8 protein-coding genes and 1 pseudogene are annotated in these 15782 nt (G+C 43.4%); 4 read left to right on the top strand and 5 right to left on the bottom strand.

Going from position 1 to position 15782, the window contains the following annotated elements; genetic code table 11:
- Positions 1–1200: 1200 nt before the first annotated feature.
- Positions 1201–3609 (bottom strand): GH116 family glycosyl hydrolase, encoded by a 2409-nt coding sequence (locus RMY63_RS31980; protein WP_322732553.1) that lies wholly within the window; start codon positions 3607–3609, stop codon positions 1201–1203.
- A 402-nt stretch (positions 3610–4011) separates the two neighbouring features.
- Here RMY63_RS31980 and RMY63_RS31985 point away from each other — a divergent pair, with 402 nt between their 5' ends.
- The gene (locus RMY63_RS31985; RefSeq protein WP_322732554.1) at positions 4012–7191 is read left to right on the top strand and encodes a WD40 repeat domain-containing protein; all 3180 of its coding nucleotides are present in this window, start codon (positions 4012–4014) and stop codon (positions 7189–7191) included.
- A gap of 14 nt (positions 7192–7205) precedes the next feature.
- Positions 7206–7528, top strand: a pseudogene (locus RMY63_RS31990) (hypothetical protein); the annotation flags it as partial.
- A 271-nt stretch (positions 7529–7799) separates the two neighbouring features.
- Here RMY63_RS31990 and RMY63_RS31995 read toward each other — a convergent pair.
- From RMY63_RS31995 to RMY63_RS32010, 4 genes are all read right to left on the bottom strand, one after another.
- On the bottom strand, positions 7800–8921 hold the full coding sequence (locus RMY63_RS31995; protein ID WP_322732555.1) for an ABC transporter permease: 1122 nt from the start codon (positions 8919–8921) through the stop codon (positions 7800–7802).
- A gap of 39 nt (positions 8922–8960) precedes the next feature.
- Positions 8961–10067 (bottom strand): ABC transporter permease, encoded by a 1107-nt coding sequence (locus tag RMY63_RS32000; protein WP_322732556.1) that lies wholly within the window; start codon positions 10065–10067, stop codon positions 8961–8963.
- A gap of 122 nt (positions 10068–10189) precedes the next feature.
- A complete protein-coding gene (locus tag RMY63_RS32005; protein WP_322732557.1) occupies positions 10190–12178 on the bottom strand; it encodes an ATP-binding cassette domain-containing protein in 1989 nt (662 codons plus the stop codon).
- Positions 12175–13569 (bottom strand): HlyD family secretion protein, encoded by a 1395-nt coding sequence (locus RMY63_RS32010; protein WP_322732558.1) that lies wholly within the window; start codon positions 13567–13569, stop codon positions 12175–12177. The genes RMY63_RS32005 and RMY63_RS32010 overlap by 4 nt, the downstream gene beginning before the upstream one ends.
- A 122-nt stretch (positions 13570–13691) precedes the next feature.
- Here RMY63_RS32010 and RMY63_RS32015 point away from each other — a divergent pair, with 122 nt between their 5' ends.
- Positions 13692–14333, top strand: coding sequence for a TetR/AcrR family transcriptional regulator (locus RMY63_RS32015; protein ID WP_322732559.1), 642 nt, complete (start codon positions 13692–13694; stop codon positions 14331–14333).
- A 31-nt stretch (positions 14334–14364) separates the two neighbouring features.
- Positions 14365–15708 (top strand): cytochrome P450, encoded by a 1344-nt coding sequence (locus RMY63_RS32020; protein ID WP_322732560.1) that lies wholly within the window; start codon positions 14365–14367, stop codon positions 15706–15708.
- The last annotated feature ends 74 nt before the right edge of the window (positions 15709–15782 follow it).

The following is a 15782-nucleotide window of genomic DNA, read 5'->3' on the forward strand; positions in this document are numbered from 1 at the left end:
TACATTGGTACTACCAATTTGCGATCGCCCTGTGCCAGTTGCGTAAGTCCTGATTAAGTTAATTCAGCAGTAGTTTCTATATGTATGAATATCTAACAAATTTATAAAATTGAGATTACAAATGTAGTAGTAATTGGGCTAAATGGTGGTACAACATCAAAAATCAATATGCGATCGCTTTTATCTCTCAAGACAACTACACAATGAATTACTTGGCAATGAGCTATCCAAGGGTTATAATATGAGTCCACCTTACTAAGATTAGTCCTAACTAATAGCGCTTCACATCCCGCAAGTTTGGGCTGCTTTTACTAAAGGCTGGTGAAATGCACTGTGTAAGATTTACTGGCGTTAAGTTACGCAAGCTGTAGGGGTTTAAGCGTATGCCCCAGTGTTGGCTAATCATTGCTAAACACGCAGGCGTCACAATCTGATTAACTTTGCTGTTGAGTAAAGGAATAGGCACGTCATAACCTAGCTTTTGACTGTGAACGTAGTGTGGCAACTATCAGCAATATTTATAGCTAAAGCTAGTAATATTTGCATTTTTTGAAACATTAGTCTTAAATTCTCAATGCTTCAACTCTTACCATTACTGAAATTTTCCTTCGCTTCCGGAAACACTCGGAAAATAAAATCGCAAATCTAAACTTTGCTTTTCCAGATAAAGACAGGTTAAACCAATTCGCAATTCGCAATGACGCTCGTTCGCCCTTGGCGTCTCCCCTTCTCCCAAAGGGAGAGGCTAGCGCCAAGGGAGAAGACTCGCTAACGCAATTCGCTTTTTCCGTGTTGTAACGGGGATTTAGACCCCGCCACAACACTTGCGGCTTGATAGAAGCCGGGGACTTAAACCTCTACACTTTGTTAAATTTGATAGCGTGGAATATGATCGTTCGTAGGGGCGCACATCTGTCATTGGTGTCAACTTAAAGTAGAAGTTATACCATTTCACTTTCAGGTTGATGCAAATAGGCAGCAGGAAAAAAGAGTTAGAGACAAATCATTTGTATCAAGTATTTCGTGAAATGGTATTAGGTAAAAGTAAGGGTTTCTATGCCGCTTTGATAGTCAATAGACCTCTTGCAAAAGTCCCCTAAACCCCACCCCCAGCCCCTAAGAGCAGGCTCTTAGGGGAGATTTTGACGTAATTCAAAGGCGGGGTAGGGTTCTTATTTTGGATTTATGCAAGAAGTTTAATCAATTAATAACTAAGTAAATTCCCCAAATTGCCATTGGCCGTAGGTAAGTGCTAGCGCGAAAAGTACCAGTTGCGGTGATAGCTTCCGGCGTGCGAAATTGTAGACCATTTTCATAAATTTGCTGCACCACAGCTTGCGTCAACCTCAACGCTTCATCCTTCATTCCCATCTGCACGAGAAAAGCCGCCAGCCCAAAGTTTATCCCCGTCCAAACTTCTAAGGGATGAGTAGCTTTGGGATTTTCTGGTGAACCATCACGACGAACACCATTAGCAGCACCAAACTCACCATTGCAGAATTTCAAAAAACAAGCATCATAAACAGTTTTCAGAGCAGAAAGGGCGCGATCGCTCGGTACAATATCAGGTAAGTCCAACAGACGGGCGTAGAATTGTCCGCACAATTGATCTGCCATTACCACATCGGAACCACTTTTACTATCAAGTCGATAATATTCCCCATTCCAGAGTTTTTCTTGGTAAATAGGAAGAGATTGTTGTAACCAAGTTTCATAAGTGGATTTTTGCGCCGTCAACTCTGTTGTGTTACTTATCTGGTAAGTTAATAAAATATCGCTAATTGCGATCGCAGCTTCTAGTGCCGCCAACCACAACCCCCCACAATAGGCGCTAACACCCTGTAATCGCCAATCATCAAAGGTTTGATCGGGTGCGCCAGAATTTTCAGGAATCCCATCGCCATCAAGGTCAAAAGTTTTCAGGTAGTCGAGGGTTTGAACGATCGCATTCCAGCAATCTGCTAGGAATTCCACATCGTCAGCACCCGTGAGTAAAAAATCACGGTATACTTGCAAGACAAAATCACTACCTAAATCTTTCCATAAATTACAGTCTTGATAGCTGGTGTAGTTGGTTTTCTCCCAGACGTGTTCGTTCGGTGCGCCTAAATCGTGGGGTGTTGCACCTGCAACTTTGCGAACTGCAATCGGGCTTTCTGCCTTAATTGTCATGTAATAGCCAATGATTCGGGGAGTATCATCACCTTGAGGAATCGCCCGTGCAAATGCCCGCATTACCGATTTTTCTAATTCTGGAAATAGCATCAGCAGGGCAAAAGAGCCATACAACCGCACATCTAGACTTTCATACCAACGGTAATCTAAGCACTCTAGCACCGCAAACTGACCGATGGGGTTAAGTTCTGATCCTGCACTCCAGAGAGTACCGCCACTGGTGAGGTCATAAAGCTCATTAAATAGAGCCATTTTAAACCAGTTGGGTAAATCTTCCTGGTCGAGAATGGGTTTTTGCCAACTTTGAATTTGCGATCGCCAGGTTTGGTATTCTTGTAACGCAGTCGATGCGATCGCCCAGGCGTTGTTTGCACTTTTACCAAAAAAGTCTGTATATCTGCGGTAATAGTTAACTCCAGCCGCAAATTCTGTGATCGGCAAATCCCAAGCGACGACAAAGGGGATTTCAAGAGTTTCGCCTGGTTGGAGAGTGAAACGGATTGCGATCGCAGCCCCTAATTGTGTATTCTCTGTGACTGGAGTAGTATCAACATAATTAGGCAAAGAGCCATCTTGGGCAAAGCTTTCCCATATTTCCTCACCCGTACTTTCAGGATTCCAGCGAGTGTGGTGAAATACTTCCACTTGGGGATGTTTTAGCGTCGCCATACACCAAGTTCCGTCACCTTCTTGCAAAGGTTCATCACTACCAACGCGACTTAAAACACAGCCAAACTGTTGTGTATTTTCAACTATCTGGTTGTAGTTTCCTTGACTTTCGCCCCAGCGCGGTTGGTATTCGTAAACCGGACTACCATCATCACGCACCCGCACTTCGGGAGATTTGAGAGCGTTTGTAAACCAGCCCACCATATTTTGCCAAGTGAGCATAATGCTGAGAGTAATCGGTGTATCTGTGGGGTTATAAGCATTCCAGAGGAATATTGCCACAGGGTAGCTAGTTTCTTGGTAACTACCTGCCCAGACCGGGGAAAATTGCTCACAAGTCAACTGTGCTTGAAATACATTTTCATACACAAACCAGCTACGTGGATATAGCGCGTGATAATTGCCCGTCCCCTCTGTGTCGGGAGGTTTCGGATACCATTGCCACGCTTTGAGAGTACCATCATCGGGCGCTTGGGTAGATAAAGCATAGGCTTGGGAAGATGTGCTATTGGATTCAAACACACTGAATTGACAAGCGGGAACGTTTTTGAAGGTATGCTCACCGCCGTCGATGTGCCACAGGTTAAAGTCTCCCCGTGAAGAACGACCGATGCAACCTGCACCAAAGCCGCCTAAAGGCATACCATGCCAAGGGCCATCATCAATATTACTTGCATAGCGAACGGTATAAGGCTTATCCCAGCCTAAGCCGATGGGACGACTCCAAGTGCAAGAGGGAATTTCTGGAGAGAATTGATTTGTCATCGCCTAATGTTACAGCGTGCAGTTACCGAAAAATTGGGTTTAAAGAAAGCCCCGCACTTTGAGGGCGGCTTTTCCTAAGTCTAGGAACAAATAAGTTTACACCAATGAAGGTGTTGCGCCCCTACAACAGATGTGGTTCAAATACATAAAAACTGCTGTAAGCTGAAATTTTCTAACTAGTCGTAGCCCACCCTTAGACATCGCTCCCGTAATTACTACCGGACTACAAGGTATAGAGCTTATCCCAGTCACTAAAACTTTAATATTGTGCTTCTACCGTGTATTGCTCAACTGTTACTTGAATTTTAAATCTAGAGTTTTTAACTCTAATGAGTAAATTAGTAGTAAATTTGGGTATCTTAAAGCACAGAGGTAATTTCTCAATAGTTTTAGCAAAAGAAGATGACACAATACGCCCTTGTGGTTGAAATTGCTCAGAATGACAACAGTTTCGGCAACCTGACTAAACCTATCAATGATGCAGAGGCTGTGGCTAACACAGAAAAATTTTTGCTGGTGGTAGATGAGTTTGAGGAAGTATTTACAGTTTGTATAGATAACGAAGAACGGCAGAGATTTATTGAACTACTGACTGGGGTAGTAGAGATTCATGATTCGCGGTTAGCAGTTGTAATTACTATGCGAGGCGATTTTCTCGAATCCTGTTTAGATAATCCTTCTGTGACTCACCTGATTCAAACCCCGGTAGTTGTTATACCGCCTTTAACTGGAATTGATTTAAAGGAGACAATCGCCAAACCTGCCAAGCTTCAGGTTCATAGTCTTGAAGAAGCAGGAGTATTAAAAATTCTCCCAAATCTTCAACAAGAACCAGGGAGTTTGCCATTGTTAGAGTTTGCCTTAACTAAACTCTGGGAGAAACGCGAGCAAAAGAAATATCAACTAACCCAAGAAGAATATGAGAAGTTGGGAGGATTAACTGCGGTGTTAAATCTCCATGCAGAAAATGTTTATCACTACCAAGATTATGAGAAAGAATATCCAACTCAAGAACGCAGTCAACAAGAAAAAGAATGGATTAAGCAGATTTTTCTGCGGTTAGTGCGAACGGGAGAGGGAGAAAAGGATACCCGACAGCGTCAATCAAAAGCCACATTATTAAATATTGCAGGTGATGATGCCAATCAACAGCAACAACTTAGTGAGTTGCTAAATGCTGAAGCGGGATTGGTTAAGGGACGCTTATTAGTTACTGGGAAAGATGAAAAAGGAGAAGTCTGGATTGATTTAGCCCATAAAGCTTTAATTGAAAGTTGGCAGCAGTTTGCCCAGTGGCGACAACAAGACCGAGACTTGCGACCGTTGAGCGATACATTAGAAAATACCCGACGGGAATGGTTGAACGAAAGGCCGGATGACAAATATTTAATGCAAAAGGGATTGTTGGTTCAAGTAAGGGATAGCTGGCAACAATTACAATCACCTCAACAAGATGAGGATTTTTACCAGTACAGCGATACTGATGAAAAAGACCGGATTGCCGAGATGGAAAGGGCGCTTACTGAATCCCAGTTGCGAGAGAAAGCGGCTAGAGTAGACGATTTATTGCCCTTACAACCGCTAGATAGTCTAGTTTTGGCAATTCAAGCTATGGGGGAGAATCAAGAGAAACTACCCCAGCAGATTCTTGCACCAGTTCAGAACAGTTTGAATCGGGTGGTGAATAAAGCAAGAGTCTCGATTCCCTTCTGTGGTCATGAGGGTAATGTCTCTTCTGTCGCCATCACTGCCGATGGGCAGACGATTGTCAGTGGCGGTGCTGACGGCACAGTACAGTTGTGGAATTACCAAGGTCTTTCCTTAGCTGAACCTTTGCGTGGTCATCAGGGTAATGTCTCTTCTGTCGCCATCAGTGCTGATGGGCAGACGATTGTCAGTGGCGGTGCTGACGGCACAGTACAGTTGTGGAATTACCAAGGTCTTTCCTTAGCTGAACCTTTGCGTGGTCATCAGGGTAATGTCTCTTCTGTCGCCATCAGTGCTGATGGGCAGACGATTGTCAGTGGCGGTGCTGACGGCACAGTACAGTTGTGGAATTACCAAGGTCTTTCCTTAGCTGAACCTTTGCGTGGTCATCAGGGTAATGTCTCTTCTGTCGCCATCAGTGCTGATGGGCAGACGATTGTCAGTGGCGGTGCTGATGGCACGGTGCGGTTGTGGAACCGCCAAGGTCTTCCCCTAGCTAAACCATTGCGTGGGGATAAAAATGATGTCTCTTCTGTCGCCATCAGTGCCGATGGGCAGACGATTGTTAGTGGCGGTGCCGACGGTATGCTGCGGTTGTGGAATTACCAAGGTTTTCTCTTGGCTGAACCTTTGTATGGTCATGAGGGTAATGTTAGGTCTGTGGCTATCAGCGCCAATGGACAGAACATTGTCAGTGGCGGTGCTGATGGTACGATGCGGTTGTGGAATCGCCAAGGTCTTTCCTTAGCTGAACCTTTGCGTGGTCATCAGGGTGATGTCTCTTCTGTGACCATCAGTACTGATGGGCAGACGATTGTCAGTGGCAGTGATGGCGGCACTGTGCGGTTGTGGAATCGCCAAGGTCTGACCTTAGCTGAACCTTTGCGTGGTCATCAGGGTAATGTGAGGTCTGTAGCCATCAGCACCGATAGGCAGAAAATTGCCAGTGGCGGTGCTGATGGTACGGTGCGGTTGTGGAACCTGCAAGGTCTTGCCTCAGCGGAACCTTTGCGTGGTCATAAAGGTTGGGTTTATTCTGTCGCTATCAGTACTAATGGTCAGACGATTATTAGTGGCGGTACTGACGGCACGGTGCGGTTGTGGAACCTGCAAGGTCTGACCTTAGCTGAACCTTTGTGTGGTCATGAGGGTTGGGTCTATTCTGTTGCCATTAGCGCCGATGGGCAGACGATTGTCAGTGGTGGTAGTGACGGCACGGTGCGGTTGTGGAACCTGCAAGGTCTTGCCTTAGCTGAACCTTTGCGTGGTCATCAGGGTTATGTCAATTCTGTCGCCATCAGTGCCGATGGGCAGACGATTGTTAGTGGCGGTGATGACGGTACTGTGCGGTTGTGGAATCGTCAAGGTCTTGCCTTAGCTGAACCTTTGCGTGGTCATCAGGGTTATGTCAATTCTGTTGCCATTAGCGCCGATGGGCAAACGATTGTTAGTGGCGGTACTGATGGCACTGTGCGTTTGTGGAATCTGCAAGGTCTTGCTTTAGCTGAACCTTTGCGTGGTCATAAAGGTTGGGTCTATTCTGTCGCCATTAGTGCTGATGGGCAGACGATTGTTAGCGGCGGTGATGATGGCACTGTACGGTTGTGGAATCTGCAAGGTCTGACCTTGGCTGAACCTTTACGTGGTCATGAGGGTTGGGTTTATTCTGTTGCCATTAGCGCCGATGGGCAGACGATTGTTAGCGGCGGTGAAGATGGCACTCTGCGTTTGTGGCGCGGTGACTGGCGTGCATGGTTGCAAGTCTGTTGTGACAGGTTACGTTATCATCCCGTCTTCACCAATCCGCAAACAGAGGAAGCAAAAGCCGCCTGCAAAACCTGCCAAAAATATGTTTGGAGTAAAGTCAGCGGGTAAAAATACGACATTGCCGTGCCTTTGTAAGCATTGCATCAGAGGTGGCGACACAGAACCCAGAGTTTTTACCGCGATCGCTTGACCTCGATCAGATGCAAAAAGACGTACAATTATTTGAAGCTTTGTATCCAGTATTGCTGTCTTTGTCACCGAAACAGTGCTGAGTGCCCAGTTATAAAGTAATAATCGCACTCAGCACTCCTGAAAATTACAAGAGTTATTGGATAATACATCTATAGCAGTGGGCAGTGAAGCTTATGCAGCTGCCTTGCAGGTGTATAACTATGCCAAAGCTAGTGGACAAGGCGCTGGTTTAGATGCAATACGGTTCAGATAAGCTTTTTTTTCTCCCCCTGCTTCCCCTGCATCCCCTGCTCCCCCTGCCTGCCTCAAGGGAGAAATTTCCTTAACTGAACCGTATTGGGTTTAGATGGAGTAGTTGAGGAAATGGGGCAAAGGTTCGCCCGTAAATCTCGCAAGTCCAAGCCTCAAGCCGCCGCTTCGTTTTCTGGCGCTTTTCTTAAATTGTCACCAATATACGGAGTATGGGAACGAGGTTTTAAAAGAGTTTCAGCTGAAGTTGACACCAATGAGCGATGTTCTGTCTTTTAGCTTAACTGACTGCGAAACTTACTAATACTAATAGTTAATAACACAACAGCAAAGGCGACTAAAGCCAAAACATTCATCCACAGTACATCTAAGCCAACACCTTTGAGCAAAATACCTCGAACGATCGCAATGTAATGGCGCAGGGGATTGAGTAGGGATAAGATTTGAAACAAAGGTGGCATGGCTTCAATGGGTGCGATCGCTCCAGAAGTTTGTACCATTGGTAAATTAATAAAGAAAGATGTCAAAACTACCTGTTGTTGAGAACTACTCACAGTTGCCAACATAATACCCAAGCTAATCCCGACAAATACATACATACTTGATAGAGCCAAAAATAGCAGGAAATTGCCTCGAAATGGTACATGAAATATTACTGTTGCTAAAGTGATAGCTAATAAAACATCTCCCATTAATAAAAATGCTAAAGGGACAATTTTCGATAGTAATATTTGCCAGTTAGCAGCCGGAGTCATTAATAATTGTTCTAAAGTTCCGGTATCTTTTTCCCGAACAACTGTAATTGCTGATACTAATGTGCCAATTAATGTTAAAACTAAACCCATAACTCCTGGGACAAAAAACCAACTACTTGTCAGTCCAGGATTGTAAAGGAATACAACTTCAGGTGAGACTGGGGGACTTGCTTGACCTTGGGTTAATTGTAGATTATATTGCTGGATAATTTGATTCATATAATTTCCTGCAATCCCGGCTGTATTAGCATTTACTGCATCAATAAATACTTGAATTTCTGCTGATTTTTGTGCCAGTTGACGCGGAAAACTGGGAGGAATTATTACCCCGACATCTAGCTTTCCTTCTTCTACCTGACGACTCAATGCTTTTTCACTGCTTGGTACAGATTCTAAGGTGAAAATTCGATTTGATGTCATGGCTGAAACTAACTCCCGACTAGCGCTGACGTTGGCATAGTCAATGACACCTAATCGTAAGTTATGAACATCAGGATTGAGGATGAAGCCATACAGCAATAATTGGACTGTTGGCGGGACAACTAAGAGAACAATTAATTGCTTATTGCGGAGAATTTGATTAATTTCTTTCCGCATTAACGCCCAAAATGGACTATTAAATAATCGCTGGATAAGTTTCATAAAGTTACTTTTTATCAAACCACAAAAAATACAGAGAGATTAATTTGGTAATTGCATTCGGCTTAAAACTCGGCGTGATACGTTGAAAAATATTAATCCCAAAGCTGCAAGCATGAGTAAATCAAACCAAACTCCGCCAAATCCTGTACCACGCACGAAGGTATCGCGAGTGATATCGATGTAATAACGCGCCGGAATTATGTTAGGTAGTAGTGATAAGGGGAAAGGAATATTATTGAGGGGATAAATAAAACCTGAAAGTAATAAGGATGTGATAAAGCCTACGAGAGAAACGCCTTGTACAGCAGCATTTTGGTTACTACTACGGACTCCTAAAAGTAATCCGAAAAAAACGCTATCTGTCAGAAATAGTAAAGTGCCAATTACTAATGTTATGGGGTTGCCAACTATGCCGACTTGGAAAATAATTGAGCCTAATACCATAACTACTAATGTTTCGAGGATGCCAATTAATAGGTATGCTAATCCTTTACCAAGTAATAGTTCAGTAGCACTAATACTAGAAGCGTAGACTTGTAAAATTGTCCCTTTTTCTTTTTCCCGTACCATTGCGATCGCACAGAGCAATGAAGGAAAAATCCACAGTACAACTCCGTAAGTTCCTGGCACTATATACAGCGATTCTAATCTCCCAGGATTAAACCATAGACGCATTCGGGCTGTAATACTACTAGTAGCAGGTAGCAGTCCATGCTCTTGCATAAAAAAGTTTGTCACTCTTTGAATACTATTTCTAATTACACGGGCATTATTAACATCACTGGCATCGATTAATACTTGCAGCTTTGTACTTCTACCTGCTTGGATATCACGGCTAAATTCTGGCGGAATAATTACTGCGGCTTTGGCGATTCCCTTATCTATAGCATCACGAGTGGGATTGCCACCAGACCATTGTTTAGGTACAAATTGATTGGTGGCATAAAGTCTTTCAATATAGCTGCTACTTAGGTTTGTGCGGTTGAAATCTTGGACAATTAAGGGAATATCTTTACTCTCTAACCTAATGGCAAAGCCAAAAATTACTAAAGTGATGAATGGCAATAAAAATGCTAGTGCCAACGTCAGGCGATCGCGGCGAAATTGAGCTATTTCTTTGACACATTGAGCGAAAATTCGTTTCATATATGTTACAGCTTTTTTAAACGCATAGGCGCTTCGCCTTCCCGCAGGGTAGGAACGCGGAGGTTAGCGCAGAGGAACGCGGAGTTTTTTGGAGTAGAATTCTCTATACGGATACTCTTTTTCTATTCTTGCGATCGCTGTACTATCCCGATAAAGGCATCTTCTAAAGAAAAAGGAATCGGACGTAAAGAATTGATGGTAATTTGATTAGCTTTTAAAAGTTGAGTTAGTTGATTTATTTCCTGTTCGGGATGATCGAGAACAACGTGTAAACTATCGGCGAAAATAGAGACACGCCAAGACTCGAAGTGTTGTTTTAGGATTTTAGAAGCTATTTGGTTTTGATTGACAATAATTTCTATTAATTGTCCCGGTTGTGAGGCTTTGACAGAACTGGGTGAACCTTCGGCGACGGTTTTTCCTGCAACCATAAAACTCATGCGGTTGCACTGTTCAGCTTCTTCTAGATAGTGCGTTGTCACTAAAATGGCTGTACCGTTGCGGGCAAAATCATTAATTAGCTTCCAAAACTGGCGACGCGCTAACGGATCTACTCCCGATGTTGGTTCGTCTAAAAATAAAATATCTGGTTCATGCATCACGCAAGCACCGAAAGCAACTCGCTGTTTCCAACCACCTGGTAGCTGCGCTGTAATCATATTTGCTTGTCCTTCTAAGCCACAGGTAGCGATTACCCAATCAATTTTTTCCCGTCGAAGTTTGCGAGGTACGCCATAAACTCCGCTATAAAATTCTAGATTTTGCAGAATAGTTAAATCGTCGTAAAGGGTGAATTTTTGACTCATGTAACCAATGCGTCGCCGTAAGTCTGCACTACGTAGATTTCCTGTTTCACCACCCAAGGAAATTTCACCGCCGCTTGCTTCTAGTAATCCACACAGCATCTTAATGGTGGTGGTTTTTCCAGCACCATTAGCACCTAACAACCCAAAGATTTCCCCATAGCGGACTTCGACATTGACATCTTTAACGGCTTGGAACTTGCCAAAAACACGGCTGAGATTGTGAGCATATATCGCTAGCGCTGAGTGCTGAGTGCTGAGTTCTGAGTGCTGAGTATTAAATACTCCCTCTGCTCCCCTCTTCCGATAACGAGGAAACGGAAAAAATTGCGGTGCAGAACCTTGTTGTCGCAGCCGCGTGACAAAGACGTTTTCTAATGTGGGTTCGCCATGCTCGATACTGAAAGAAGGTAACTTATGTTGTTGCAGTAGTTCGCGGACTTGGGTTTCGCCAGAATTTATATCTTCAACGAGAACATCCAAGCGATCGCCAAAAGTTTGCACATCTACTATATTTGTTTGGGTAGTCTGGGAGAGTATTTCTTCTGTCGCTTCTAGGTTGGCTGTTCGCACTTCTAAACGATGCAAGCCTAAATTAGCCCGTAAGTCTGCGGGTGTACCAATTTCATGAATTTGCCCACTGTACATCAAAGCTACGCGGTGACAGCGTTCAGCTTCGTCTAAATATGGTGTAGCAACTACAATTGTCATCCCCTCGGCTGATAATTCTCCTAGCACATCCCAAAACTCCCGCCGGGAAACTGGATCGACACCCGTGGTAGGTTCATCTAATAACAATACTTCTGGTTGCGAAACCAAAGCACAACACAGCGCCAGCTTTTGTTTCATCCCCCCAGAAAGTTGTCCCACTAAGCGATCGCCAAATCGCTCTAAATTCATTAATTTTAAATATTTATTGCGGCGTTCCCTTAATAAATCATCTGCTACTTGCCGTAATCCTGCTGCATAACGCAAGTTTTCATCAATACTCAAATCCAAATACAGCGAAAACTGTTGAGTGAGATAACCTGTGATTAATCGGGCATCTCGTGCAGGTTGATTAAATATTTGCACCTCCCCCGCCGTTGCTTCCATCACACCGCCCAAAATGTGAAATGTACTAGTTTTCCCCGCACCGTCAGGGCCAATTAATCCAAACATTTCACCTTTGTGGACACTCAAATCAATTCCCCGCACAGCAGCTAAGTTTCCATAGTGCTTGTGCAAACCGCGAACTTCAATTGCTGTAGTTGGCAAACTAGATGATAGCGGTAAGTTAGGAGAGAAAGTAGTAATTTGTTGTTTCATTCCCTTCTACCTCCTGCCTCCTGCCTCCTGCCTCCTGCCTTCAAATTAATTTCGGCATCTGCTGGCATCCCCATTTTAGCACAGGGTAAATCTGATTCAGCATAAGGCTTTTCGGGGTTAAAGCAACTATCAGGGTTTTGAACTTTGATCCGAATTCCTACTACTTGTCTGACTCTATCTTTTTGAAAGTAAATATTCTCTGGTGTAAATGAAGCTTGCGGATCGATGGCAATTACTTTACCTTCTAATGGTTTCTTTGGTGCAGAATCAATGAAGATTTTGGTTGTTTGTCCTAGACGCACTCTGCCAATATCACCTTCAGGAATAAAACCTCTAAAATACACTGTCTTGGGGTCAACAATTGTCAAAATATTAGTCTGATTGCTAACTATTGCACCTGGTTCGACACTCCGGGCTGTCACTACTCCATCTAAGGGACTAACTACATTTAAATCTTTTTTGGAGTCTGCAATCTGAGTGAGGATTTGCTGATTTGATGCTTGGGCATCTTTGACTTTGGCACGGGCAGAGTTAACTTTCGCCTGTGCAGATTTAAGTTGAGCATCACTTTGCTGCTGCTTTCTGACTAATGCTGTTAACTGGGCGTTGCGAATGTCAGGATTGAAACCTGTAGTTTTGGCTTGAGTTAACGCCCCTGACACCGCACTTAACTGTTGGCGTTCGGCATTCACTGCTGCAACTCGTGCTTCTAGGGTTGCTATTGCTGTATCTAGAGTAGTTTCGGCTTGATCGAATTGTTGTTGATTTATCGCCCCATCTTTTACCAATTGGGCATAGCGATCGCGGTTGATTTTTGCTAAATTAACTTCTGCTGCTGCCTGTTTAACTTGCGCTTGTGCTTGCACTAATGTGGCTCTGGCTGCTGCGACATTTGCTTGTGCCTGCTCAATTCTTCCTTGGGTATCTCCTTGAGATTGCCGTAAATTCAGTTTGGCTTCGTTAATTTGGCTGTTAATTTCTTGAATTTCTCTGGTAACTCGCTCGACATCTGAAATTGCTTGCTGTTCATCATACCTAGCAGATGTTACTCTCGCTTGTGTACCAAGTAGTTGTTGTTGCAGCAATTGATCGTCTGTGTTGTCTAACTTAATTAAATCTTGCCCCTTTTTTACTGCTGCCCCTTCCCGTACAGCAATTGTCTCAATTCTTCCAGAACGCTTGATCCCAATCTCGGTTTCATAACCCTCAATCCGTCCACTAACTTGCAGTACATTTGCTGATACTTGCGGTTGAGAGCGCCACACCGCGTAGCCAATACCACCCGCCACCAACAGCACCCCGATCGCTAAAAGGATCGGTTTCTTGCGGCTTTGCTGCTTCGATACTGCATCTTTGAGATTTTCCGGGGATGTTGGGATAGTCTGAGTCATGGTAGCACCCTGGATTGTGAAAAATATTTTGTCTAAGAGAATTGAAAAGTCTGAATTATGTGTCAATATACTAGACTGTCTAGTATGATAATACAAGATATAAGTCAAAAAATTTACTCTTCATGCCCATAAACCCTACTTTCCAACTAGAAAATCCTTTACCTGCGATCGCTCCCAAGCAGGAGCAAATCTTGCAAGGAGCCATACAGGTATTTTTGAAGGAGGGTTACGCTAAAACAAGTATGGATCGTGTTAGCGCGGCGGCTGGAGTATCTAAGCAAACAATATACAATCACTTTCAAGATAAACAAGGGCTGTTCAAAGCGTTGATAGAACGATTGACCTTCGCTTGCTTTCAAAGTATTTTTTGCACAGAAAAATTACATGTTGAACCAGCAATTTTTTTGCGCCAAATTGCTGAAATTTATTTAACCGAAGTCGCTGATAATCCCGATTATTTGGCATTGTTGCGTTTGATTATCACTGAGTCAAAAAACTTTCCAGAACTAGCCAAACTTTATACTCAAACCGTTGTGCTACGCGGTCGGCAAATGCTGAGTCAGTATTTTGCATCTCATCCAGAATTAGGAATCACCGACCCAGAAGCAATGGCTCATATTTTTTTTGGTTCGCTGGTATCCTACGTGATTTTACAAGAAATGTTGTATGGAAAAGAACTTGTATTTCTATCGCGCGATCGCTTACTAGATGGTTTAATAAATGCGGTCATCAGCCAGTCCCTAAATCCGGTTACTCAGCCATAATGGGTGTATTTGTTTGATAAAGGTAAATATTATGCTTAGTCAATTACCGAATTGCATTACTAGCCCTTCGTGGTGGCAACTGATCGGATGGATTGCCGATCCGATTGGATTTCAGCAAAAGTATAGTCAGGAGTATGGAGATATTTTTTCCATGCAACTGAGTGGACTCGGTTCTTATGTAATTCTTAGCCATCCCCAAGCCATTCAAGAAATTTTCAGTCAAGATTCTAAATTTGATATTGGTCGTGGTAATAAACTTGCAGAACCTTTGATTGGGCGAAATTCTCTGATGTTAATAGATGGTGCCCGCCATCGACGAGAACGAAAATTATTAATGCCCCCCTTTCATGGAGAAAGGCTACAGACTTATGCTCAACAAATCTGCTTAATTACCAAGCAAATCGCCAGTCAATGGCAAATCAATCAACCTTTTGTGGCCCGGTCTGCCATGCAGAAAGTTAGTCTAGAAGTAATTTTACAAATTGTTTTTGGTTTAAGTGAAGGGGAACGCTATCAACTAATTTTACCTCTACTTACTAGTTGGTTGGATATGACTGATTCTCCTTTGCGCTCCAGTATGCTATTTTTGCCATTCTTACAACAAGATTGGGGAAAATGGACTCCTTGGGGGCAGATGAAAAGTAGACAAAGCTATATTTATGAGCTACTTCAAGCAGAAATTGAAGAGAAAAGAACAAAGAACAATCAGAGCCAAGGTGATGTCCTGAGCTTGATGATGGCAGCACGGGATGAAAATGGGCAAGCAATGACCGACGATGAATTAAAAGATGAATTGCTGACAATTTTATTTGCTGGACATGAAACTACTGCAACAACGCTAGCGTGGGCTTTCTATCAAATTCACCAAAATTCAGACGTTCTCTTAAAATTGCAGCAGGAACTTGACAGCTTGGGAGAAAATCCTAACCCGATGGAAATTGCCCAACTTCCTTACTTAAGCGCAGTTTGCCAAGAAACCCTGCGGATGTATCCAGTCCTGCCAGTGCTTTTTCCACGCATTACCAAATCATCCATAAATATTGCCGGATACCAGTTTGCTCCTAACACAACCTTAATGCCAAGTATCTACCTCCTGCATCATCGGGAAGACTTGTATCCTAATCCTCAACAATTTAATCCCGAACGTTTTTTAGGACGCCAGTATTCCCCTTGGGAGTTCATTCCTTTTGGTGGTGGAAGTCGGCGCTGTTTAGGATATGCCCTTGCTCAGTTAGAAATCAAATTAGTCCTCGCAACAGTTTTATCCAATTATCAACTTACCTTACTGGAAAATAAACCTATTAAACTGCAACGACGTGGATTTACCCTTGCTCCTAATGGTGGAGTTCGGATGATGGCTATCAAAAAACGATAAACTTACTTTGCAGGAACTTCTGTACATAAACGAGAATTGCTATATCTACGAAGAGCTAGCCAGCCACAGGCATC

It is taken from the genome of Nostoc sp. ChiQUE01b, from assembly GCF_034531255.1.
Lineage (GTDB): Bacteria > Cyanobacteriota > Cyanobacteriia > Cyanobacteriales > Nostocaceae > Nostoc.

Excerpts from the sequence above, each read along its gene's own strand:
- RMY63_RS31980 (WP_322732553.1), bottom strand. The coding sequence starts at position 3,609 with ATGACAAATCAATTCTCTCCAGAAATTCCCTCTTGCACTTGGAGTCGT.
- RMY63_RS31985 (WP_322732554.1), top strand. The coding sequence starts at position 4,012 with ATGACACAATACGCCCTTGTGGTTGAAATTGCTCAGAATGACAACAGT.
- RMY63_RS31995 (WP_322732555.1), bottom strand. The coding sequence starts at position 8,921 with ATGAAACTTATCCAGCGATTATTTAATAGTCCATTTTGGGCGTTAATG.
- RMY63_RS32000 (WP_322732556.1), bottom strand. The coding sequence starts at position 10,067 with ATGAAACGAATTTTCGCTCAATGTGTCAAAGAAATAGCTCAATTTCGC.
- RMY63_RS32005 (WP_322732557.1), bottom strand. The coding sequence starts at position 12,178 with ATGAAACAACAAATTACTACTTTCTCTCCTAACTTACCGCTATCATCT.
- RMY63_RS32010 (WP_322732558.1), bottom strand. The coding sequence starts at position 13,569 with ATGACTCAGACTATCCCAACATCCCCGGAAAATCTCAAAGATGCAGTA.
- RMY63_RS32015 (WP_322732559.1), top strand. The coding sequence starts at position 13,692 with ATGCCCATAAACCCTACTTTCCAACTAGAAAATCCTTTACCTGCGATC.
- RMY63_RS32020 (WP_322732560.1), top strand. The coding sequence starts at position 14,365 with ATGCTTAGTCAATTACCGAATTGCATTACTAGCCCTTCGTGGTGGCAA.